The organism is Pseudomonas sp. NFPP25, from assembly GCF_900116505.1.
Taxonomy (GTDB): domain Bacteria; phylum Pseudomonadota; class Gammaproteobacteria; order Pseudomonadales; family Pseudomonadaceae; genus Aquipseudomonas; species Aquipseudomonas protegens.
Genome location: NZ_FPBG01000004.1, coordinates 134,919 through 157,884, shown reverse-complemented (window position 1 = coordinate 157,884; position 22,966 = coordinate 134,919). Strand labels below are relative to the sequence as shown.

General features: G+C 62.2%; 22 protein-coding genes. 3 read left to right on the top strand and 19 right to left on the bottom strand.

The features are described from left to right. Positions 1-94 precede the first annotated feature (94 nt). The 6 genes from BM382_RS16975 to BM382_RS16950 form a co-directional block, all read right to left on the bottom strand. Positions 95-2,245, bottom strand: a complete 2,151-nt coding sequence (locus BM382_RS16975) for a hypothetical protein (RefSeq protein ID WP_072443374.1) — start codon at positions 2,243-2,245, stop codon at positions 95-97. Continuing rightward, positions 2,232-3,434: a DUF3142 domain-containing protein gene (locus BM382_RS16970; protein WP_019095998.1), complete on the bottom strand. Its 1,203-nt coding sequence runs from the start codon at positions 3,432-3,434 to the stop codon at positions 2,232-2,234. Before BM382_RS16970 ends, BM382_RS16975 begins: the two co-directional genes overlap by 14 nt. Before the next feature lie 217 nt (positions 3,435-3,651). Beyond that, positions 3,652-5,691: a 2Fe-2S iron-sulfur cluster-binding protein gene (locus BM382_RS16965; RefSeq protein ID WP_072443373.1), complete on the bottom strand. Its 2,040-nt coding sequence runs from the start codon at positions 5,689-5,691 to the stop codon at positions 3,652-3,654. A 23-nt stretch (positions 5,692-5,714) separates the two neighbouring features. Continuing rightward, positions 5,715-6,344 carry a glutathione S-transferase family protein gene (locus BM382_RS16960; RefSeq protein ID WP_011064371.1) on the bottom strand — a complete coding sequence of 210 codons (630 nt, stop codon included), beginning with the start codon at positions 6,342-6,344 and terminating at the stop codon, positions 5,715-5,717. 126 nt (positions 6,345-6,470) lie between these two features. After that, complete coding sequence (locus tag BM382_RS16955) at positions 6,471-7,373, bottom strand: LysR family transcriptional regulator (protein WP_011064372.1); 903 nt, start codon at positions 7,371-7,373, stop codon at positions 6,471-6,473. Positions 7,374-7,443: 70 nt separating this feature from the next. Beyond that, positions 7,444-7,764: a hypothetical protein gene (locus BM382_RS16950; RefSeq protein WP_011064373.1), complete on the bottom strand. Its 321-nt coding sequence runs from the start codon at positions 7,762-7,764 to the stop codon at positions 7,444-7,446. 351 nt (positions 7,765-8,115) lie between these two features. On the opposite strand from BM382_RS16950, the gene BM382_RS32190 reads away from it, so the two are divergent. The 3 genes from BM382_RS32190 (at position 8,116) to BM382_RS16935 (ending at position 10,477) form a co-directional block, all read left to right on the top strand. Next, on the top strand, positions 8,116-9,342 hold the full coding sequence (locus tag BM382_RS32190; protein ID WP_015637569.1) for a PAAR domain-containing protein: 1,227 nt from the start codon (positions 8,116-8,118) through the stop codon (positions 9,340-9,342). Between the two features lie 5 nt (positions 9,343-9,347). Then, positions 9,348-9,809: a hypothetical protein gene (locus tag BM382_RS16940; RefSeq protein ID WP_011064375.1), complete on the top strand. Its 462-nt coding sequence runs from the start codon at positions 9,348-9,350 to the stop codon at positions 9,807-9,809. Positions 9,810-10,090: 281 nt separating this feature from the next. Next, entirely contained in the window at positions 10,091-10,477 is a 387-nt protein-coding gene (locus BM382_RS16935; RefSeq protein WP_015637570.1) for a hypothetical protein, read from the top strand. A gap of 93 nt (positions 10,478-10,570) precedes the next feature. Here the strand turns inward: BM382_RS16935 and glmS are convergent, their stop codons facing one another. The 13 genes from glmS to BM382_RS16870 all read right to left on the bottom strand — a co-directional run bounded on the left by glmS (position 10,571) and on the right by BM382_RS16870 (position 22,964). Continuing rightward, positions 10,571-12,403, bottom strand: a complete 1,833-nt coding sequence (gene glmS, locus BM382_RS16930; protein ID WP_019095991.1) for a glutamine--fructose-6-phosphate transaminase (isomerizing) — start codon at positions 12,401-12,403, stop codon at positions 10,571-10,573. A gap of 10 nt (positions 12,404-12,413) precedes the next feature. Then, entirely contained in the window at positions 12,414-13,184 is a 771-nt protein-coding gene (locus tag BM382_RS16925; RefSeq protein ID WP_169892547.1) for a DeoR/GlpR family DNA-binding transcription regulator, read from the bottom strand. Between the two features lie 160 nt (positions 13,185-13,344). Next, positions 13,345-14,712, bottom strand: coding sequence for a bifunctional UDP-N-acetylglucosamine diphosphorylase/glucosamine-1-phosphate N-acetyltransferase GlmU (glmU, locus tag BM382_RS16920; RefSeq protein WP_019093019.1), 1,368 nt, complete (start codon positions 14,710-14,712; stop codon positions 13,345-13,347). A gap of 115 nt (positions 14,713-14,827) precedes the next feature. Beyond that, complete coding sequence (locus tag BM382_RS16915; protein ID WP_011064380.1) at positions 14,828-15,253, bottom strand: F0F1 ATP synthase subunit epsilon; 426 nt, start codon at positions 15,251-15,253, stop codon at positions 14,828-14,830. A gap of 45 nt (positions 15,254-15,298) precedes the next feature. Then, positions 15,299-16,675, bottom strand: a complete 1,377-nt coding sequence (atpD, locus tag BM382_RS16910) for a F0F1 ATP synthase subunit beta (protein WP_011064381.1) — start codon at positions 16,673-16,675, stop codon at positions 15,299-15,301. A 27-nt stretch (positions 16,676-16,702) separates the two neighbouring features. Continuing rightward, positions 16,703-17,563 (bottom strand): F0F1 ATP synthase subunit gamma, encoded by an 861-nt coding sequence (atpG, locus tag BM382_RS16905; protein WP_011064382.1) that lies wholly within the window; start codon positions 17,561-17,563, stop codon positions 16,703-16,705. A gap of 50 nt (positions 17,564-17,613) precedes the next feature. Further along, positions 17,614-19,158, bottom strand: coding sequence for a F0F1 ATP synthase subunit alpha (gene atpA, locus BM382_RS16900; protein WP_011064383.1), 1,545 nt, complete (start codon positions 19,156-19,158; stop codon positions 17,614-17,616). Positions 19,159-19,179: 21 nt separating this feature from the next. Further along, positions 19,180-19,716, bottom strand: coding sequence for a F0F1 ATP synthase subunit delta (locus BM382_RS16895; protein WP_011064384.1), 537 nt, complete (start codon positions 19,714-19,716; stop codon positions 19,180-19,182). A gap of 12 nt (positions 19,717-19,728) precedes the next feature. After that, positions 19,729-20,199: a F0F1 ATP synthase subunit B gene (locus BM382_RS16890; protein ID WP_011064385.1), complete on the bottom strand. Its 471-nt coding sequence runs from the start codon at positions 20,197-20,199 to the stop codon at positions 19,729-19,731. 57 nt (positions 20,200-20,256) lie between these two features. Next, the gene (atpE, locus tag BM382_RS16885; protein ID WP_002555987.1) at positions 20,257-20,514 is read right to left on the bottom strand and encodes a F0F1 ATP synthase subunit C; all 258 of its coding nucleotides are present in this window, start codon (positions 20,512-20,514) and stop codon (positions 20,257-20,259) included. A 132-nt stretch (positions 20,515-20,646) separates the two neighbouring features. Beyond that, positions 20,647-21,519: a F0F1 ATP synthase subunit A gene (gene atpB / locus BM382_RS16880; protein ID WP_011064386.1), complete on the bottom strand. Its 873-nt coding sequence runs from the start codon at positions 21,517-21,519 to the stop codon at positions 20,647-20,649. A gap of 16 nt (positions 21,520-21,535) precedes the next feature. Beyond that, on the bottom strand, positions 21,536-21,943 hold the full coding sequence (locus BM382_RS16875; protein WP_015637573.1) for a F0F1 ATP synthase subunit I: 408 nt from the start codon (positions 21,941-21,943) through the stop codon (positions 21,536-21,538). Positions 21,944-22,091: 148 nt separating this feature from the next. After that, the gene (locus tag BM382_RS16870; protein WP_011064387.1) at positions 22,092-22,964 is read right to left on the bottom strand and encodes a ParB/RepB/Spo0J family partition protein; all 873 of its coding nucleotides are present in this window, start codon (positions 22,962-22,964) and stop codon (positions 22,092-22,094) included. Positions 22,965-22,966 lie beyond the last annotated feature (2 nt).

Sequence of the window (22,966 nt, the reverse complement as noted above, 5' to 3'; positions counted from 1 at the left end):
TGTTCGCCCCAGAGATCGCCGCGACCGCTGCGTCGGAGTGCCGCCCAGCTCGTACGCAGCCTGCGGCAGCGGCTACAGGATCCTGGGCACGCTTTTATGTCGCCTTGTGCGAGGACACCGCGCGGCGGCGTCGGAACAGGTAGGCCGTCCCCAACAGCAGCACGCCGGCACCGGCGCCGGCAGCCAGCCTGTGCTCGGCCACCGCGGAACGGGATGCGTCCAGCCACTGGGTCAGGTAGCGCTTGTTGGCGCTGCCGAAGTCCGGTTCCTCACAGTTCATGCCGAAGTTGCCGGCCCACTCCACAAAGGGACCGTTCTGCACATAGCGCCGGTAGTACTCGATCTCGGCATCGCTGCCCCGGGTCCAGCGCGCCGCCTTGCACAGCACCGCGGCATAGGCCTGGCTGGTGTGGGGCAGGAAGTCCGCCGCCTGGTTGCCCAGCTCGCCGGCCACGTAGCGATAGTGGTAGCGCACATCGGGTTCGGCAGTGGTGGCCTGCTGGCGCTGCACTTCGTCGGCGCTGATCAGCGGGCCAGCCTGTACCGGCGGGATTTCCAGGCTGTAGCTGCCCCACAGGCTGTGGTAGTCCGGACCCATCTCGTAGCCGAGGATCTCCATCCCCGACGCCCGTGCCAGCTTGCCCGCCTGGTAATAGGCCTCGGCTCGCCGGGTTGGCAGCCAGGCCGACTCGGCGCTGCGCCGGTACTCGCCGTAGGCCTTGGCGATCGCCTGGCGCTCGGGGGTGTAGAAGTAGCCCCAGCCCTCTTCGTAGCGGCCCTCGCGCAACAGCCGCCGGCCCAGCAGTTCGCGCACCTGGGCGGCAATCGGCAGGCTCTCGTAGTAGGCATCGGGCTGCTGGGGGACGAGCGGCGGCGCCGGAACCTGGGCGTCGACGAAATGCTTGAGTTCATCCAGGGTCAGCACCCGCTCAGCCACGGTTGCCGCGTCGTGCCAGTAAATGTCGCCACTGCGGTAGAGCAGCTCGAACGCCTGCACATAGTCGCCACGGTCCAGGGCCAGCAAGGCGCTTTCGCCTTCTACCCGGCAGCCCGGCTTGAGGTCTTCATAGTTGCCGTCGTAGTCGCCGCGAAAGCCCCAGCTCTCGTCCCGGGGGAAAGCCGCGGCGGCCTTGGCGTAAGCGGCTGCGGCCGAAGCCTTGTCGCCGTCGCGCACGGCCAGCTTGGCCCGCAGCCACCAGGCCAGGCCACCGTCGCCGGCATGCTCGAGCAGCAACCGGGTGGTGGCGAAATCGCCGTTCTGGTAATTCAGCGCCGCCAGGCGATCGGCGTTGTCGAACGTGCCGGCGGTGCCCTGACTCAGCAGCTTGATCAGTTTTTGCTCGGCCTCCGGCTTTTCACCGAAGGACCAGCCCTGGTGCGAAACCAGTGAAGCCGTGAGCAAACGCGCCACCGAGGGCTGCTTGAGCTGCTCCAGCAATTGCGCGTCCGACAGGCCGCCCAACTCGCCCACCACCTGCTTCAGCGAGCTGTAGCCGACCTCCGACCCCAGCAGGTTCTGGCTGGCATACAGATCGATGGCCTCGCTCCAGTGGTTCTGGTTCTTCAGAATGCGCGCCTCTTCCCCCAGGCTGGCGATGCCCAGCTCCAGGGGGTCGCTGAAGCCGTCGATGCTCAGTTGGCGGGTCTGGACGAAGGCCTGGCGCGCCGCCAGCAAGGTGTCGCTGCGCCCCTGGTCGTCCAGCTCGTTGGCCTCTTCACTGATGGCTTGCAGGGCCCGGCCCAGGGAGTAGGCGGCCCAGGTACTGCGCAGCGCCCGCTGCTCGGCGGGCAGCGCCAGCACCTTGCGGAAATACTCCGCCGCCAGCTCATGATCCCCGGCGCCGAAGGCCACCGCGCCCGCGGTGTAGAGGTTGATCTGCGGCGGCAGGCTGGCCCCTTGCTGCTCCGCCACGCTCCCGTCATTGAGCGTGCGCAACTGCCCGACCAGGGCTTTCTGGGCGTCGTCCAGCCCTTGCTGTTCCGCCCAGTTGCGCGCCTGTACCTCGTAGCTGTCAGGCAGGTTGTAATCGCGGCTGAAGGCATCCTTGACCACTGGCTTGAGCCCGGCGATGGGCTTGCCCAGGCGGGACACTTCGAACTGGAAGCTGCCTTCCGGCAACTGCGCCAGGGTTTGCGGGCGATCCTCCAGCAGGCGCATGGGGAAGGTCGGACCGCAGGCCAGGGCCGGGGCCAAGGGCAGGCACAGGCTCAGGCACAGCAGGTAGCGGGATCTAGGGACGAACATGTGCAGCTCCTTGGTCAATTTTTGTACAGCGGGCCCAGCCCACGGCCCGGGTGCCGCCCGCCGCCAGACGGCCGGCCTGCTGGCGGGTCAATAGCAGCTGGCCGTCACGCAGCTCGGCGGAATAACCGCCCAGCCCGTCGAATCCGTCGCATTGGGCAACGGCCAGGGTCAGTTGTTCAGGCAAAGGGCGGTCGAGATTGCCCGGGTTGTCCAAGCGGATATCGAAGAGACCGTCCTGCTCCTGCAGGCTGATGCCCAAGCGGCTGTCCAGCACGTCTCCACGGGCCACCGCGCGCAGGGTATCCAGGCTCCAGGCGCGGACATCGCCCTTGAGCGGCAGGCGAAACCAGATCAGCCCGGCCAGATGGGCCGGCGGATCATTGCGCAGGGTCTTGGCCAGTTGGCTCAGTTGCTCGGGGTCGGCCATCAGCTCCCGGCGCTGGCCCCGGCGCGCAATGGGCGCCTCGCTTTCCACCACTGGAGCCTGGGCGGTGCCGGGCAGCAAGGCCACGCCGTAGGCAGGCAGGGCCAGGTAGAACGGCTTGTCGCTGACCCCAGCCCAGCGCCTGGCCCATTGTTCAGCCTGGTGCGGGTCGAACAGCCCGCGCCGGGGGTCGCTGACCGCATGCACCTGGAGCACGCTGCTGTCGACCTGAGCCAGCAGCCCGGGCAACTCGCGGCTGTCGAGCCAGGCGGGCAGCGCGGTGATGCTCAGGGCCAGCTGCTGCGGCAGCACCTCGCGCAGCCGCCGCAGAAGCCCGGCATAGGCCGGCAGCCGGGCGCTGCCGGCATCGTGGTCGATCTCCAGGCCGGCCAGGGTCAGGCCCTGCCCTTGCCAGTCGGCCAGCAGTTGCTGCACCTGCTGGAGGATGTCGTCCTGGTTCAGGGACGGCAGTTGGCCATCCAGGCGCACCACCGCAATCAGTGGGCGACCGTCTTGCTTGAGCAAGGCGGCGTCGATCCGCGCCCGGCTCCAGCCGGCCTGTGGAAAAGCCTGCAGGGCCAGCACCCGGACGGTGGAAAAGTCCGCCCGCGAGCCTGCCAGGGCGTCGGCGTGGGCCGGGGTCCACTGGCGTTGCCAGATATAGAGTTGCTGATCCAGCGGCGGCCCCTCTTCATGACGACAGGCATTGAGCAGCAGCCCGCAGACCAGCACGGCGCAAAGACGGAGCAAAACCCGGGGGAGCATGAATCGTTGATTCCCTTTAACGCAAAAGCCCCGGAATACCGGGCGCCATACACCTGATCGACATCGCCTGTAGCCGCTGCCGGGCCCGCGAGGCAGCGAAAAGAACCGCAGGGCTTTCCCCCCTCACTTACAACCCGCAGCTACCGCGACAAAGCAGCCGCCAGCCTACGCAGCAGCGCGGTTGGCAGCAATCGCCGCAAGGAGTTTTTTCCCGCTTCTACAGGTCCAGCACCAACGCTGGCACCAGGTTATCCACAGCCGCCGGCACCGCGCAGCAGATCAGCACCTGCCCCGGTTCCGGTAACTGTGCAGGCACCTGTGGATAATTCACCTGGCCGCTGATCAACCGAGTCTGGCAAGTGCCGCAGGAGCCGCCACGGCAACTGAATGGCGGATGCAGGCCGGCACTCTCCGCCAGTTGCAGCAGGCTGCCGCTGGCCGGCTCCCAGGACAGCTCCCGGCCGGCCTGCTGGAACCGCACCGCCACGGCCCGGGTGGCGGCAGGCGGTTGGGCAAAGGGCACGGCCTCGGGGTCCGGCCGGCGGCGCAGGGTCGAAGGGCCGAAGGTTTCGGCATGGATCTGCCGGTCGTCGATATCCAGGTCCCGCAGGCTGTCGTACAGGCCCTGGGTAAAGGCCCCGGGGCCGCAGAGCACGAAGTCTGCGCGGTCAAGATCCAGGTCCGGTTGCGCCAGCAGCAGTTGCACATCGATGCGCCCGCAATGATCGAAGCCAGCCCCCGGCCGGGCCCCGGCTTCCGGCTGGCTGAGCAGGCGCAGCAGCCGCACTGAATCCCCAGCCTGCGCCAGCAGGGTTTGCAGCTCCTTGGCAAAGGGTTGCTCGGCAAGCGTGCGCGAACCCTGGATCAACCAGGTGGGCCGGGTATGCCGGGTGCGCAGGCCCTGGTACAGCACCTCCCGCAGCATCGACAGCAACGGTGTGATGCCGACCCCGGCCGCCAGCAGCACCAGTGGCTGTGACGACAGCGCATCGGCAGTGAAACGCCCCTGCGGGGCGCGGGCCTGCAGCAAGTCGCCGACCTTGAGTGCCTGATGCAGGTGGCGGGAAACCTGGCCCTCGCGCTTGACGCTGATACGCAGAAAATCATCGGAAGGCGCGCTGGACAGGCTGTAGGTGCGAATCAGCGGCTGGCCGTCGAGCACGACTTGCACGGGCAGGTGCTGGCCGGGCACAAAGCTCGGGGCGCCTGCTGCATCCGCCGGTTCCAGGTAGAAGGAGCGAATGCTGCTGCTTTCGTCCTCGATCCGAGTCACCCGCAATGGCCGCCACTGCTGGCCCAGGGCCGTGGCGCGCAGCCGAGCCTCGGCTTGCGGCCAACTGCCGGTCAGCAGGCTATTGGGGGAAAAACCCTGCAACTGCCAACGCAGGGACAGCGCCGCCGGGCGCCGTACCAGCCGCTCCACGGTAAAGCGCCACAACCGCTCGGCGCCCTGGAAGGCCTTGACCAGCGGCCCGTCGTGGATGATTTCGGTGCGGCCGCTGAGCTGCAGCAGCTCACCGCTGGGAAAGTCGATGAACAACAAGCCGGCCCGGGGGTTGAGCAGCAGGTTGCCCAGGGTGTTGAAGTGCAGGTTGCCGGCAAAATCCGGGATGGTCAGGCAATTGCCCTCGACCCGGACGAACCCGGCCTGGCCGCCACGATGGGACACATCCACCGAGCGCTGGCCGTCCAGGTCGACGTAGCTGGCGACAAAGAAAGTGTCGGCGCCACCGATCAGGGCCCGAGCCTCAGGATCCAGGCCGTCGCGATACTGTGCCGGCCGGCTGGCGGGGTCGCTCAAGGGCACCTGCTGCAGCTCGCGCTGCTGGATGTATTGCGGGCAATTGCCGAACGCCTGTTGCACCGTCACGCTGAAGCCGTGGCGGTCCACAGCACTGACCCGGCCATTGAGGCGGTTGCGCCGCCGGGTGTGCAGTTCAATGCCCAGCAAGCCCAGGGCCGCACCTTCCTGCAACTGCACGGGGTCGTCGGCGGCCGGCAGGCTGCCCAGGCGCAGCCGGGTCGCCTCGGGGGCCTGGGCGAAACCGGGCGGGCCTTCGAGAATGCTCGTCCAGGGGTTGCCCTGGGCATCCACCGCGCCCACCAGGATGAACGGCAACTGCCCGTAGAACTGCCGGTGCTGATCCGGCATCGCCTGGCGGATCACCTTGGTGCCAAAGGCCTCCATGCGCTCGGCCACTCCGGCCCGGGCCTGCAACTGCCGCTCGCCGGCATGCCAGGGGGAACTGCTGCTCATGGTGCTGCCTCCGCAGGTGCGCCTCAGGCGCTTTTGAGCCCCGCCGCCGTGGACGGCATGGGCACGAAGCCCGGCAAGGCCTCGATCCGCGCCAGCCAGGCCCGCACGTTGGGATAATCGGCCAGGGACACGTTGCCCTCCGGCGCGTGGGCGATATAGCTGTAGCCGGCGACGTCAGCGATGGTCGCCTGTTCACCCACCAGGAACGGCCGGTTCGCCAGTTCCTGGTCCATGACCTTGAGCAGGCCGTGGGCGCGGGCAATGACCTCTTCGGCATTGAAGGTGGCGCCGAACACCGTGATCAGTCGCGCCGCCGCCGGACCGAAGGCGATCGGCCCCGCCGCCACCGACAACCAGCGCTGTACCTGCGCCGCGCCCACCGGGTCGGTGGGCAACCAGCGGCCGCGGCCATAGCGTTGCGCCAGGTACACCAGGATCGCGTTGGAGTCCGCCAGCACCGTGCCCTGGTCATCGATCACCGGTACTTGGCCAAAGGCGTTGAGGGCCAGGAACTCGGGCTGCTTGTGGGCACCCTGGGCCAGGTCGACAAAGATGGTTTCGGTAGGCAGGTCCAGCAGCGACAGCATCAGCTCGACGCGGTGAGCGTGGCCGGACCGGGGAAAGTTGTAGAACTTGATGGGAAGCAGGGACATGCTCGACTCCGCAGGCTGGGACGCGGTCGAAGGGCCGCGCTGGCAGGGCCATCTTGGTCCATGACGCAAAACAACAGAATCACCAGAAATCGCAATCCGGCATTTCAGCCAGTGCAATAAAGCTGATCAAGTATTGAGCGATGGATGCTCGCGCAGGGCCTGCACGGCGAAATCGACAAAGCTGCGCACCCGCGCCGGCGCCTTGCGACCGCCCTGGTACACCACGTGGATCGGCAAGGGCGGCAGCTCGAAATCCGCCAGCACGATCTGCAACTGGCCGGCAGCGACCTGATCGGCCACCTGATAGGACAGCACCCGGGTCAGGCCCAGCCCCAGGCAGGCGGCACTGATGGCGGCCTGGTTGGCGCTCACCAGCAGCCGCGGTTCCGGGCGCAGGCTCAGAGCGCGCCCGGCGTCGTTGAATTGCCAGTGGCGCGCCTGGCCGGTGGAGGATGGCGCAATCAGCGGAGCCTGGCGCAGGTCATCGGGGTGCTGGGGGCAACCATGGGCCGCCAGGAATCCGGGGGCTGCACAGACCACCCGGCGCACCTGGCCTACTCGGATGCTGTGCTGGCCGCTGTCCGGCAATTCGCCGATGCGCACCGCCACATCGATGCCTTCATCCACCATGTTCGCCACTCGGTCCACCAGCAAGGCGTTGATGCTGACCTGTGGATAACGCTGCAGGTAGCGCACCAGCAGCGGGGTGACGAACAGATCGCCGAACAGCACCGGCGCAGTCAGGCTCAGTTGCCCCCGTGGCTGGGCGTGGATGCCGGCGGCCGAGGCCTCGGCATCCTGCACCTCGGCGAGAATGCGTCGGCAGTCCTCCAGATAACGTTGCCCGGCTTCGCTCAGGTGCACCTTGCGGGTGGTGCGTACCAGCAACTGGGTGCCGATGCGCTGTTCGAGGGCTGCCACGGCCCGGGTGACGCTGGCCGCCGACAGGTTAAGGCGCCGCGCAGCCGCGGCGAACCCCTGCTCCTGGGCGACACAGACGAACACCTGCATTTCCTGAAACCTGTCCATGTCTTATCTCACCTGGCAGCGCCCGCCCGACAGGCGCCCCGCACGCGCAGCATAATCCACGGCCACGACGTCAGGGAGCGCACCAGGTCTGCACCTCGTGCTTGTCGAATCCGGGGCAACGGTTGGTTTTGGCAATCAACCGGTAAGGTTGGTCTTGGGCGTAGGAAAAATAGAAGTAGTACTGCTGATCTTCACCGTATAGCCAATAGGAAGAGGAACCCTGGTTGATCAGAGTCGGTTCAAAGGTCCAGATGGACGATTCGGCAGGAATGAAATTGGTTCGGTCCATCAGCAGCAAGAGGCTGTTGGAGAGCACTGGGGTCAGGACTCCCAGGCCCAGGACAGCCACCATCAGAACGATCATCCATCCATGAATCAGGCGAAGTGTCATTGGTTTTCCATTAGCGCGCTAAAAAATTCCGGCCTGTGCATAAGTCGGGATTCGCCGGGGCGTCCACTGGCACTCGCAGTGGATTCGCAGAACCAAAACTGTCGCACAAAAATAACGCTCTGATTTCAATTGTTTTTCGAAGATCCAACGCGGACAGGCGAGCAAGGACAAGGGGGCACCCCAGACGTTTGGTTCCTTCCCGCCGGCGGCGTGAAGCGCGAGTGGTCCCCTGTGACGACAGACTGCCTTCCAGCTCTTGCCGCGCCCCCGGTTACTCTTTGATAATCCGCCGCTCGGGCCACCCACTGGCCCCAGGGAAGATGCGTATCGCATCGCAGGCGGAGTCTCAGCATGGATGTACAGGCCGCAGCGCGGTTGGGCGACGACATCGCCCATGGATTCGGAGTTGCTGCCATGCTCGCCGGCGCGGTCGCAGGCGCTCTCATTGGCGCGGCCATCATTGCGGCGACCGCGGCAACAGGCGGCCTGGCGGTGGTGATCCTGGCGGGTTCGGTCGCCGCCGGTGGCCTGTCGATGTTCCAGCTGGTGAAGGGGCTGTCGACCATCTTCGATCTGCCCGAGCCAACCACCGGTGAACTCATAAGGGGCAGTCCCAACGTATTCGTCAACTTGCGCAATGCCATGCGTGCCGGCGAGGACGTGTCCAGTTCCTGTACCGGCTTTCCCGTGGCGCATCCCCCCTGGCCCTTCCCGGTCACCATCGCCGAAGGCAGCGCTACCGTGTATATCAACGGCAAGCCGGCGGCGCGACTGAGCAGCAAGATGACCTGCGGCGCGCATATCAAGTCCGGTAGCCCGAACACCTTCATCGGCGGTCCGACGCTGCAGGTGGAATTCGTGCTGGATATCGAGGGCTGGCTGCATACCGGCCTGGAGGCGCTGGGCCTGGTCGCCGCCGCCGGCGCGCTGGTGCTGGCCGCCATGGCCGGCCTCGCGGCCCTGCTGACCACCGTGGCGGTGGGGGCCGCGATCTATGGCGGCATGGAGTTGCTGGGCCAGCTCGGCGACCGGCTCGGCCCGGGCTACCGCGACCTGCTGCAAGGTATCGCCGGCCTGGCGCTGCTCGGCGCCGGGCCGAAAATGGCCAAGTTGAGCGCCGAACGCAATGCCGCGCGACTGGCCAACCAGTCGCAGGTGCTCGAGGTGCGCACGGCCGCCCAGGTCAACGAGGCGATGGTCGCCGAGGGCAACTTGCCGGCTTGGCTGGAAGGCACCCAGGTCAAGACCGAAATAGTGCCACCGGGAAGGCAATACCAGATGGTCGTCGCCAAGGGCCAGGCCGAAGCCATCATGCAGGGCAAGCCAGCCTTCGGAGGTTTCGCCGCCCCCGAGCCGATTCCCAGCCAGGCCTACGCTCGGGATAAACTGGTGATCCTCGATCGATTCAAGACAGACGTATCCCATGTGATCACCGTCGAAACCACCGCACCGCAAAAGATTCACAGTGGTATCACCGGCCCGCTGGAGAACTACAAGGGCGGCGTGCAGCAGGTGGAGTTCGTCGGTGACAGGAATCTGAAAATTGTCGGCACGCCTGGTGTGCTGCCTGTGGAGTGAAAGTTGTGATTAGTGATTTCGAGCGGATCCGCGAAGACGGCAAGGTCATCGACGAAAACATGACGGTGGACCAGATGATCGCCCTGGGGTGGTCTCCTTGCCGGGTCGTCGAGGCTCGCTGGCGCTGGCAGGAACAGCTCCTGAGCGTGGTCAACAGCCGCGGCCTGCTGGCGATCGTGGTGCCGGATCGGCAACACCTGGCCATCCTGTGGAACGATGACGATACGGGCGTGGCCGCAACCCTCTACGTGGTCTCCGGCGACCGCCAGCAACAGATCAGGATTGCCGACCAGTTACTGATCAATGGCCAGCTCGAAGCAGGTATCTACAGCTGGTTCGAGCAGTTCCCGCAGGTTTCGCCCAGCATCTTTACCTGCATGTTCAGCCGTCAGCGTGACCAGGCAATGTTCAGGGTGGATATCGACGCGTCCACTGGCGACATTGTTTCGATACAGCATTCGCGCTGAGCGCTGTTCAGCACCGCCACGCCTGAGCGACGAGCGCTGCAGGCAGGCAAAGGGAAATAACAAAGAGGGGAGCCCGGCTGGGCTCCCCTCTTGCTGTGTCAACTTCGATGATCCAGGACCATCACTTGAGTGATAGTGAAGATTAAAGACTGTCTCGCCAGCCCAAGGAAATATCGCCCCGAATGCTGTCGCGGAATTGTTTCCTACTGATGCTGGCAGCGGCATGGCGCTGAGATGGGCTTGCCAATTTGGCAACCCATCACAGTAGAGAGAGGCCTGATATGCCCACTTTGAATCCTGCAATCACGCTGGTCGGCAACCTTGACCAATTCAACCATGATGGTTTCGAGATCGAAGCCATGAACTTCCTCTTCGATCGCCTTGATCGTGGCAACCTGACGGTGGATGGCGAGCCCCTGTACATTGGCAATCAAGCTGTCCATCACTACACCTGGCGCGACAAACAACGTAACCGCACCTGCTCAATGTTCTACACGTATGGCAATACCCCGAGCAGTCATCTTTCGGTTTATGGCCTGGGCAAACACGTTGGTGACAGCGACAAGGAATACGCGCTCTACACCTGGATCGACAAGAAAGAACAGCTGTACACCCTGGCCCCAACCCGCAGCGATTCACGCTTTCGCTCGCTGCTAGCGCCCAACTGAGTCGGCGCCATGTGAAGCAGCCCCCTGCAACAAGGCGCTCATCTGGAGCGCCTTGTTGCAAGAGCGAGCACCTGGGCGGTCACTGTGGATAACTCACTCCACGGTCACCGACTTGGCGAGGTTGCGCGGCTGGTCGACGTCGGTGCCCTTGAGCACGGCCACGTAGTAGGACAGCAGCTGCAGCGGGATGGTGTAGAGGATCGGCGAGAGGATGTCGTGGATGTGCGGCATCTGGATCACGTGGGTGCCTTCGCCATTGGTCATGCCGGCCTGCTCGTCGGCGAACACGATCAGCTCGCCGCCACGGGCGCGCACTTCCTGCAGGTTGGACTTGAGCTTTTCCAGCAGCTCGTTGTTCGGTGCCACGGTAACCACCGGCATGTCGTTATCCACAAGCGCCAGGGGGCCGTGCTTGAGCTCGCCGGCCGGATAGGCTTCGGCGTGGATGTAGGAAATCTCCTTGAGCTTGAGCGAGCCTTCCATCGCCACCGGGTACTGGGCACCACGGCCGAGGAACAGGGTGTGGTGCTTGTCGGCAAACAGCTCGGCCGTTTTTTCCACCACGCCATCCATGGCCAGGGCTTCGCCCAGGCGGATCGGCAGGCGACGCAGCTCTTCCACCAGCTCGGCTTCCACGCCGGCGGCCAGGGTGCCACGTACCTGGCCCAGGGACAGGGTCAGCAGCAGCAGGCCCACCAGTTGGGTGGTGAAGGCCTTGGTGGAGGCCACGCCGATCTCGCGACCGGCCTGGGTCAGCAGGGTCAGGTCCGATTCACGCACCAGGGAGCTGATGCCGACGTTGCAGATCGCCAGGCTGGCGAGGAAGCCCAGCTCCTTGGCATTGCGCAGAGCGGCCAAAGTGTCGGCGGTTTCGCCGGACTGGGAGATGGTCACGAACAGGGTGTCGGGCTGCACCACCACCTTGCGGTAGCGGAACTCGCTGGCCACTTCCACCTGGCAGGGGATGCCGGCCAGTTCTTCCAGCCAGTAACGGGCGACCATGCCGGCATGGTAGCTGGTGCCGCAGGCGACGATCTGCACATTGCGCACCTTGGCGAACAGCTCGGCGGCTTGCGGACCGAAGGCCTGGACCAGTACCTGGTTGGCGCTCAGGCGGCCTTCCAGGGTGCGCTGCACCACGGATGGCTGCTCGTGGATTTCCTTGAGCATGAAGTGGCGGAACTCGCCCTTCTCTGCTGCTTCGGCACCATCGCGGTACTGCACCGCTTCGCGTTCCACGGCCTTGCCGTTGATGTCCCAGATCTGCACGCTGTCGCGGCGGATTTCGGCGATATCACCTTCTTCCAGGTACATGAAGCGGTCGGTGACCTGGCGCAGGGCCAACTGGTCGGAGGCGAGGAAGTTTTCCCCCAGGCCCAGGCCGATCACCAGCGGGCTGCCACTGCGGGCAGCGACCAGGCGGTCCGGCTGGCTGGCGCTGATCACGGCCAGGCCGTAGGCACCATGCAGCTCCTTGACGGTGGCCTTGAGGGCCTTGGTGAGGTCTCCCAGGTCCTTGAGTTTGTGGTTCAGCAAGTGGGCGATGACTTCGGTGTCGGTGTCCGAAGTGAACTCGTAACCCAGGGCGCCGAGCTGCGCGCGCAAGGCTTCGTGGTTCTCGATGATGCCGTTGTGCACGATCGCCAGGTCGCCGGAGAAATGCGGGTGGGCATTACGTTCGCATGGCGCACCGTGGGTGGCCCAACGGGTGTGGGCGATGCCCAGGCGGCCGACCAGCGGCTCACTGGCCAGGGCCTGCTCCAGTTCGCTGACCTTGCCCGGGCGCCGCATGCGCTCCAGCTTGCCGGCGTTGGTGTAGACCGCCACACCGGCGCTGTCGTAGCCGCGGTATTCGAGGCGCTTGAGGCCTTCCAGCAAAATGGCGGTGATATTGCGTTCAGCAACGGCGCCAACAATTCCACACATGGTTTCTCTCCTAGCTGACAGCCGCGCAAATCAGAGTTATGCCGCGGGCCTGGATCTGGTCGCGGACCTCTAAGGGCAGGCGATCATCGGTAATAAGGGTATGGACGCTGCTCCACGGCAGCTCCAGGTTGGGAATCTTGCGGCCGATCTTGTCGGATTCGACCATCACCACCACTTCCCGGGCCACTTCGGCCATGACCCGGCTCAAACCCAGCAGTTCGTTGAAAGTGGTAGTGCCACGGGCCAGATCGATGCCATCGGCACCGATAAACAGCTGGTCGAAGTCATATGAGCGTAGAACCTGCTCGGCCACCTGGCCCTGGAAGGACTCGGAATGCGGGTCCCAGGTGCCACCGGTCATCAACAGCACCGGCTCGTGCTCCAGCTCGCTCAGGGCGTTGGCCACATTCAACGAGTTGGTCATGACCACCAGGCCAGGCTGCAGGCCCAGCTCGGGGATCATCGCGGCAGTGGTGCTGCCACTGTCGATGATGATCCGGGCATGCTCACGGATACGCTGCACCGCAGCGCGGGCAATGGCCTGCTTGTAGAGGGATACGGGCTGGCCAATATCGCTGACCAGTTCCTGGGGCATGGTGATCGCTCCACCGTAGCGGCGCAGCAGCAAGCCATTGCTCTCCAGGGCGGCCAGGTCCTTTCGAATCGTAACTTCAGAGGTTTCGAAACGCTTGGCCAACTCGTCGACACTCACTTCGCCCTGTTCATTGAGCAAGGCAAGGATATTGTGGCGACGTTGAGGTGTATTGCGTTTTGACATGATGGCTTTAAGTTTCGATTCGAAAGATAACGGAAGCAATAAAAACCCAAGATCGAAACTTCGTCAAGCGCGCAGGTGAAAAAAATCGCCGGCAAGCCGGCTCCTACAGATGGGTGTAAGAGCCAGCTTGCCGGCGAACAGGGTTCCGCGGTTGTGGATAACCTCAGTCCTTCTTGATCTTCTCCGGCCGTTTCCAGCCATCGATGTTCTTCTGCCGGGCGCGGCCGACCGCCAGTTGAGCCGGGGCCACATCCTGGGTGATGGTGGAACCGGCAGCCGTGGTGGCGCCGGAGGAGATATCCACAGGTGCTACCAACGAGTTGTTGGAGCCGATGAACACGTCTTCGCCCATGATCGTCTTGTGCTTGTTCACCCCATCGTAGTTGCAGGTGATGGTGCCGGCGCCAATGTTGGTGCGCGCACCGATCACCGCGTCGCCCAGGTAGGTCAGGTGGCCGGCCTTGGCACCCTGGCCCAGGTGGGCATTCTTCAGTTCGACGAAGTTACCCACATGAGCCCTGGCTTCCAGCACGGTACCGGGACGCAGCCGGGCGAACGGACCGGCATCGCTGCCCTCGCCCATCACCGCGCCATCGAGGTGGCTGTTAGCCTTGATCACCGCGCCCTTGCGCAGGGTGCTGTCCTTGATCACGCAGTTGGGGCCGATGATCACGTCGTCCTCGATCACTACCCGGCCTTCGAGAATCACGTTGATGTCGATCAGCACATCACGGCCAACGATGACTTCGCCACGCACATCAAAACGTGCCGGGTCGCGCAAGGTCACGCCCTGGGCCATCAACCGGCGGCCGGCCCGCAGCTGGTAGTGCCGCTCCAGCTCGGCCAGTTGCTTGCGGTCGTTGGCGCCCTGCACTTCCATGGCGTCGTGGGGCTGCTCGGTGGCGACGATCAGGCCGTCGCTGACCGCCATGGCGATCACGTCGGTGAGGTAGTACTCGCCCTGGGCGTTGTTGTTGGACAGCCGGCCGGTCCAGTCGCCCAGGCGCTTGCCGGGCACTGCGAGAATGCCGGTGTTGCCTTCGGTGATGGCGCGGGTGGCTTCGTCAGCATCCTTCTGCTCGACAATGGCGACGACTTTGCCGTCGGCATCACGAACGATGCGCCCGTAGCCGGTGGGGTCGTCCAGCTCGACGGTAAGCAGGCCCAGTTGCTCCGGCCCCACCTGCTTGAGCAGGCGCTGCAGGGTCTCGACTTCGATCAGCGGCACGTCGCCGTAGAGGATCAGCACCGTGTCAGCAGTGATAAAAGGCACGGCCTGGGCCACCGCATGGCCGGTGCCCAGTTGCTTGTCCTGCAACACGAAATTCAGGTCATCGGCCGCCAAACGCTCACGCACCGCATCCGCACCGTGGCCGATCACCACATGAATACGCTGTGGATCGAGTTGCCGGGCGCTGTGGATAACATGCCCGAGCATGGAGTTGCCGGCGACCGGGTGAAGAACCTTGGGCAGCGCCGAACGCATGCGGGTGCCCTGGCCTGCGGCGAGGATAACGATTTCGAGAGACATGACTGGCTACCAATCCTGGGTGGTCGGCGACTGCGACCAGAGGGGGTGAATGGCGGAAAATAAAAAGGGTAGCCGAGGCTACCCTTTTTAATCAATCACACAGAAAGCCTGCGGCTTAGCCGCCGAACTTCTTGCGGATCTGCTGGACGGTACGCAGCTGAGCTGCGGCCTCGGCCAGACGTGCAGCAGCAGAACCGTAGTCGAAATCTGCGCCTTTTTCATTCAGGGCCTTCTCAGCAGCCTTGACGGCTTCCTGAGCGGAGGCTTCGTCCAGGTCGGCAGCACGTTGCACGGTGTCGGCAAGAACCTTGACCATGTTCGGCTGAACCTCGAGGAAACCACCGGAGATGTAGAACACCTCGGCTTCCCCGCCCTGCTTGATCAAGCGGATCGGACCTGGCTTCAGGTTGGTGATCAGCGGTGCGTGACCCAGAGCGATACCAAGATCACCCAGTTCACCGTGCGCAACCACCATCTCCACCAGACCGGAGAAGATTTCCCCTTCCGCGCTGACGATATCGCAATGGACTGTCATAGCCATCTGCTTGCCTCAACCTAAATTAGCGCCCGTTGCCGGGCGCCGGGATTACAGTTTCTTGGCTTTCTCGATCGCTTCGTCGATGCCGCCGACCATGTAGAACGCTTGTTCTGGCAGGTGGTCGTAGTCACCGTTGAGGATGCCTTTGAAGCCAGCGATGGTGTCTTTCAGGGAAACGTATTTGCCTGGAGAACCAGTGAAGACTTCAGCCACGAAGAACGGCTGCGACAAGAAGCGCTGGATCTTACGAGCGCGGGATACCAACTGCTTGTCGGTTTCCGACAGCTCGTCCATACCCAGGATCGCAATGATGTCCTTCAGCTCTTTGTAACGCTGCAGTACGTACTGAACGCCGCGAGCGGTCTCGTAGTGTTCGTTGCCGATCACGTTCGGGTCCAGCTGACGGGAAGTCGAGTCCAGTGGGTCTACCGCTGGGTAGATACCCAGGGAAGCGATGTCACGGGACAGAACGACGGTGGCGTCCAAGTGGGCGAAGGTGGTCGCTGGCGACGGGTCGGTCAAGTCGTCCGCAGGTACGTATACCGCTTGGATCGAGGTGATCGAGCCTTGCTTGGTCGAAGTGATACGTTCTTGCAGAACGCCCATCTCTTCAGCCAGGGTCGGCTGGTAGCCTACTGCGGAAGGCATACGGCCCAGCAGTGCGGATACTTCGGTACCGGCCAGGGTGTAACGGTAGATGTTGTCGACGAACAGCAGAACGTCGTTACCTTCGTCACGGAACTTCTCGGCCATGGTCAGGCCGGTCAGGGCTACGCGCAGACGGTTTCCCGGCGGCTCGTTCATCTGGCCGTAGACCAGTGCCACTTTGTCCAGAACGTTGGAGTCCTTCATCTCGTGGTAGAAGTCGTTACCCTCACGAGTACGCTCACCCACACCTGCGAACACGGAATAACCGCTGTGCTCGATGGCGATGTTACGGATCAGTTCCATCATGTTTACGGTCTTGCCTACACCGGCACCACCGAACAGACCGACTTTACCGCCCTTGGCGAACGGGCAAACCAGGTCAATTACCTTGATCCCGGTTTCCAGCAGGTCGTTGCCGCCTGCCTGTTCTGCAAAGGAAGGTGCTGGACGGTGGATGCCCCAACGCTCTTCTTCACCGATAGGACCGGCTTCGTCGATTGGGTTGCCCAGTACGTCCATGATCCGGCCCAGGGTCGCTTTACCGACCGGTACGGAGATGGCTGCGCCAGTGTTGTTGACGTCCAGACCGCGCTTCAAGCCTTCGGTGGAGCCCATCGCAATGGTACGCACCACGCCGTCGCCCAGCTGCTGCTGAACTTCCAGAGTGGTTTCGGCGCCTTGAACCTTCAAGGCGTCGTAGATGCTCGGTACGCTGTCGCGTGGAAATTCCACGTCGATAACGGCGCCGATGATTTGAACGATACGTCCGCTACTCATAGCTGGATCCTCTGAATATTTGAACCGTTAAACCGCGGCAGCGCCGCCGACGATTTCCGAGATCTCTTGGGTGATCGCAGCCTGACGCGCCTTGTTGTAGATCAGCTGCAAATCGCTGATCAAATCACCGGCGTTGTCGGTAGCGTTCTTCATTGCGATCATCCGCGCCGCTTGTTCAGCTGCGTTGTTCTCGACCACCGCCTGGTAGACCTGCGACTCCACGTAACGGACCATCAAGCCGTCCAGCAGCTCCTTGGCATCCGGTTCGTAGAGGTAGTCCCAGTGGTGCTTGAGTTCTTGATCCGGGGTTGCCTCCAGTGGAATCAACTGCTCCACGGTCGGCTGCTGGGTCATGGTGTTGATGAACTTGTTGGATACCACGGACAGGCGGTCAATCCGGCCTTCCAGGTACGCATCCAGCATCACCTTGACGCTGCCGATCAGATCATTGATCGACGGCTCTTCACCCAGATGGCTGATAGCTGCAACGACGTTACCGCCGAAGTTGCGGAAGAAGGCCGCACCCTTGCTACCGACCACACACAGATCGATCTCGACGCCTTGTTCGCGGTTTACCGCCATGTCCTTGACCAGGGCCTTGAACAGGTTGGTGTTCAAGCCACCACACAGACCACGGTCACTGCTCACCACAACGTAACCGACGCGCTTGATAGCACGGTCGATCATGAACGGGTGACGATATTCCGGGTTGGCGTTGGCCAGATGACCAATAACCTGGCGGATGCGCTCCGCATAAGGACGGCTAGCAGCCATGCGCATTTGTGCCTTGCGCATTTTGCTGACCGCCACTTTTTCCATGGCGCTGGTAATTTTTTGCGTGCTTTTGATGCTCGCAATCTTACTGCGAATCTCTTTTGCGCCTGCCATGTAACACCTATCAGGTTAGCAAGCGGGAGCCTTGCGGCTCCCGCTGCGGCTTACCAGGTTTGGGTGGCTTTGAACTTCTCGATACCGGCTTTCAGGCCAGCGTCGATTTCGTCATTGAAGTCACCCTTCACGTTGATCTTCGCCATCAGGTCGGCGTGATCGCGGTTGAAGTAAGCAATCATGGCCTGTTCGAAGCTACCAACTTTGGCAATCTCGACGTCCGTCAGGAAGCCACGTTCAGCGGCATACAGGGACAAGGACATGTCGGCGATGGACATCGGCGCATATTGCTTCTGCTTCATCAGCTCGGTAACGCGCTGACCATGCTCAAGTTGCTTACGGGTCGCTTCGTCCAGGTCAGAAGCGAACTGGGCGAATGCCGCCAATTCACGGTACTGAGCCAGAGCGGTACGGATACCACCGGACAGCTTCTTGATGATCTTGGTCTGAGCGGCACCACCCACACGGGATACCGAAACACCGGCGTTCACAGCAGGACGGATCCCGGAGTTGAACATGGCCGATTCCAGGAAGATCTGACCGTCGGTGATGGAGATCACGTTGGTCGGAACGAACGCGGAAACGTCGCCAGCCTGGGTTTCGATGATCGGCAGAGCGGTCAGGGAACCGGTCTTGCCAGTCACTGCGCCGTTGGTGAACTTCTCTACGTACTCTTCGGAAACGCGGGATGCGCGCTCCAGCAGACGGGAGTGGAGATAGAACACGTCACCTGGGTAGGCTTCACGGCCTGGTGGACGGCGCAGCAGCAGGGAAATCTGGCGGTAGGCCACTGCTTGCTTGGACAGATCGTCATAAACGATCAGCGCGTCTTCACCGCGGTCGCGGAAGTATTCGCCCATGGTGCAACCGGAGTACGGAGCCAGGAATTGCAGTGCTGCAGATTCCGAAGCGCTCGCTGCAACGATGATGGTGTTAGCCAGTGCACCGTTTTCTTCCAGCTTGCGAACCACGTTGGCGATGGTCGATTGCTTCTGACCGATAGCCACATAGACGCAGAAAATGCCGCTGTCTTTCTGGTTGATGATCGCGTCGATCGCCAGAGCGGTCTTACCGATCTGACGGTCACCGATGATCAGCTCACGCTGGCCACGGCCGACTGGGATCATGGCATCGACAGCCTTGTAGCCAGTCTGTACAGGCTGGTCTACCGACTTACGCCAGATCACGCCTGGAGCAACTTTCTCGACCGCGTCGGTCTCGGTGTTGTTCAGCGGACCTTTGCCGTCAACTGGGTTACCCAGTGCGTCGACTACGCGACCCAGCAGTTCCTTACCAACCGGAACCTCCAGGATGCGGCCAGTGCACTTGGCGCTCATGCCTTCAGCCAGACTGGTGTACGCGCCCAATACAACGGCACCTACGGAGTCTTGCTCCAGGTTGAGGGCCATACCGTAGACGCCGCCCGGAAACTCGATCATCTCGCCGTACATAACGTCGGCCAGACCGTGAATCCGCACGATGCCGTCAGATACGCTGACGACAGTGCCTTCGTTACGGGCTTGGGAGGTCACATCGAGCTTTTCGATGCGGCCCTTGATAATTTCACTTATTTCGGAAGGATTGAGTTGCTGCATTGCTCTGCTGCCCCTTCAAACTCAAGATTTCAATGCTTCGGCAAGGTTCGCGAGTTTGCCGCGAATCGAGCCATCGATAACCAGGTCGCCGGCGCGGATTACGACGCCACCAATAAGGCTGGCATCCTCCGCAGCGTGCAGTCGCACTTCCCGGCCGAGCCGTGCACTGAGAACCTTGGCGAGTTTGTCTTGCTGTTCTTGGTTCAATGCGAACGCACTGGTCACATCCACATCCACCGATTTCTCTTGCTCGGCCTTGTACAGGTCGAACAGAGCGGAGATCTCCGGCAACAGCAGGAGACGGTCGTTTTCGGCGGCAACGTGAATGAAATTCTGTGCCTGTGCATCAAACTTGTCGCCACACACTTCGATAAAAGTGCTGGCCTTTTCTGCGCTCGTCAGTCGCGGGGCCTTAAGCACGCGCTGCATGGTGTCATCTTGTGACACCGCTGCAGCCAGGCCGAGCATGGCTGACCAAGAGGCCAGCTGCTGGTGGGCCTGAGCGTGCTCGAAGGCCGCCTTAGCGTAAGGTCGGGCCAACGTGGTCAGTTCTGCCATGATCGCCCTCGCTTAAATTTCAGCAGCCAGTTTGTTAACCAGCTCTGCGTGCGCGTTTTGATCGATTGTGGCACCCAGGATCTTCTCTGCGCCGTTGACTGCCAGGCTGCCCAGTTGGGCGCGCAGCGCGTCTTTGACGCCGTTCAGTTCCTGTTCGATCTCGGCCTGAGCCTGAGCCTTCACACGTTCAGCTTCGACACGAGCCTGTTCACGGGCTTCGTCGACGATCTGAGAACCGCGCTTCTTGGCTTGCTCAATGATTTCAGCTGCCTGAGCTTTAGCTTCGCGCAGTTGCTGACCCGCTTTATCTTGGGCCAGTTCCAGGTCACGAGCTGCTCGGCTGGCAGCGTCCAGTCCATCCGCGATCTTCTTTTGACGTTCGTGCAGAGCTGCAATGACCGGAGGCCAAATGAACTTCATGCAGAACAATACAAAAATTAAGAACGCAACGGACTGGCCAATCAGGGTTGCATTAATGTTCACGCCAACACCTCGCTCGTTCGTTGTCCGTCACACCAATCAACTCGAAGAATCGAGTGATTAGCCAGCGAGTTGACCAACGAAGGGGTTTGCGAAGGTGAAGAACAGAGCGATACCAACACCGATCATGGTTACGGCGTCGAGCAGACCGGCAACGATGAACATTTTAACTTGCAGCATTGGAACCATTTCTGGCTGACGCGCTGCGCCTTCCAGGAACTTGCCGCCCAGCAGGCCGAAACCAATTGCGGTACCCAGTGCGCCCAGGCCGATCAACAGTGCAACAGCGATAGCGGTTAGACCAACTACAGTTTCCATCTTTCCTCCCGACTTTTACGTCGTATGGTTTAGGTTTTTTAGATTAAAGCGGTAAAACAAATCGTTTCATTGACCCGAGACGGGCCCCCTCTCGCCGCAACGAGAGGGACATCAGACTAGTCGAGACTGGTCTTAATGGTTCTCTTCGTGCGCCATCGACAGGTAGACGATGGTCAGCATCATGAAGATAAAGGCCTGCAGGGTGATGATCAGGATGTGGAACACAGCCCACGCCCATTGCAGAACCACACCCATGCCGCTGAGCCACAGCAGGCCGCTGCCGAACATCACAGCGATCAGGATGAACACCAGTTCGCCGGCATACATGTTGCCGAACAGACGCAGTGCCAACGAGATCGGCTTGGCAACCAGGGTCACGAATTCAAGCAGGAAGTTCACCGGAATCAGCAGCGCCTGAACCAGGATGTTCTTGCTGCCGAACGGGTGCAGGGTCAGTTCGCCGATGAAGCCGCCGATGCCCTTGACCTTGATGCTGTAGAAAATGATCAGCGCAAACACCGACAGGGCCATGCCCAGGGTGGCGTTCGGGTCAGTGGTGGATACGGCACGGAACGGAATGTGCTGGTCGCCGGAGATCAACATGGCCAGTTGTGGAATCCAGTCCACCGGTACCAGGTCGATGGCGTTCATCAGGAACACCCAGACGAAAATGGTCAGTGCCAACGGTGCGATCACCGGGCTGCGGCCGTGGAAACTGTCCTTCACGCTGCCATCGACGAAGCCAACCATGACTTCAACGAAGTTCTGCAAAGCGCCCGGCACGCCGGAAGTCGCCTTCTTGGCCGCCATGCGGAACAGAAGAATGAAGATCACACCCAGTGCGACAGACCAGCCGAGGGTATCGACGTGGAATGCCCAGAAGCCCATTTCCTTGGCTTCTGCTGCGGAGTGGGCAAAGCCCCAGCTCCCATTGGGTAGCTGACCGAAGGTCAGGTTCTGCAAGTGGTGCTGGATATAGCCCGAAGCGGTTGTTTCTGCTGACATGGTTGCCTCAAACGCCCTAAGGTCTCGAAAGTCTTGTTCTCATTAGCAGGGGAGCGAACCAGCTGACCAGTTGGGTCAGCACGAAGACGCCGAATACAGCCAGCGGCGCCAATGGCTTCACACCTGCAAACGTCAGTGCAAACAGCACCGCCGTCAAAATCAGTTTGCCCGCCTCACCGGCATAAAAAGACCGGACGATGGCTTGGGCCGCTCGGGCGCCGGAAAACCGAAATGCCCTGTGAGCGAAATACACATTGGGTAGCAAGGCTATCAGTCCTCCGCAAAGGCCTGAGTATCCGGCTACGACTCCACGCCATTGCCAGAGCGCCAGAGCGGCTATCAGTAAAATGATCAACTGAGCCAGTAAAACCGGAAAAACCGCCAAGCGATGAAACGGCAAGCGGTTTGGCGTGCGGGTTTCCATCGCTCTTGCTCCTCAAGGGTCGGCTGCCAGAATTCAATAACTTGGCATAATTTGTGCCGACAAAATGCGCGCAGAGTATAGGGGCGGTTCAGCCCCTATTCAACTGCCGGGTAGTGATTTCCGACTGCGCGCTACATAAGGAAATGTTTCAGCGGATGTGAGCGAGGACGCCTTGCAGCTCATCCAGGGAGTTGTAGCCGATCACCAGCTGACCTTTACCCTTCTTGCCGTGGCGGATCTGCACCGCAGAGCCCAGGCGCTCGGCCAGACGCTGCTCGAGACGGGCGATATCCGGGTCTGGCTTGACCGGTTCAGCAGGTTCCTGTTTGCCGCTCAGCCACTGGCGAACCAGGGCCTCGGTCTGGCGCACGGTGAGGCCTCGTGCGACAACGTGTCGCGCCCCTTCAACCTGTTGATTTTCCGGCAATCCGAGCAATGCACGGGCATGACCCATTTCCAGGTCGCCGTGGGACAGCATGGTCTTGATCACCTCAGGCAAGGCGATCAGGCGCAGCAGGTTGGCCACGCTAACGCGGGACTTGCCCACGGCTTCGGCGACCTGTTGCTGAGTCAGCTGGAATTCCTGCTGCAGGCGCTGCAGGGCCACCGCCTCCTCGATGGGGTTGAGGTCTTCACGCTGGATGTTCTCGATCAGAGCCATGGCGATGGCGGTTTCATCCGGCACATCGCGGACCATCGCCGGGATGGTTTCCTGACCAGCCTGCTGGCTGGCGCGCCAGCGGCGCTCGCCGGCAATGATCTCGAAACGACCACCACCGATGGGCCGGACCACGATCGGCTGCATCACGCCCTGGCTCTTGATCGAATTCGCCAGTTCTTCCAGCGCTTGCGGGTCCATGTCCCGACGCGGCTGGTACTTGCCGCGCTGGATCAGGTCCAGGGGCAGGTGTTGCAGCTCACGCTGGTCGGCCTGCACCGCTTGTTCTTCCAGTGCGCTGACAGTCGGACCACTCAACAGTGCATCCAGTCCACGTCCGAGACCTCTTTTCTTGACGGCCATGG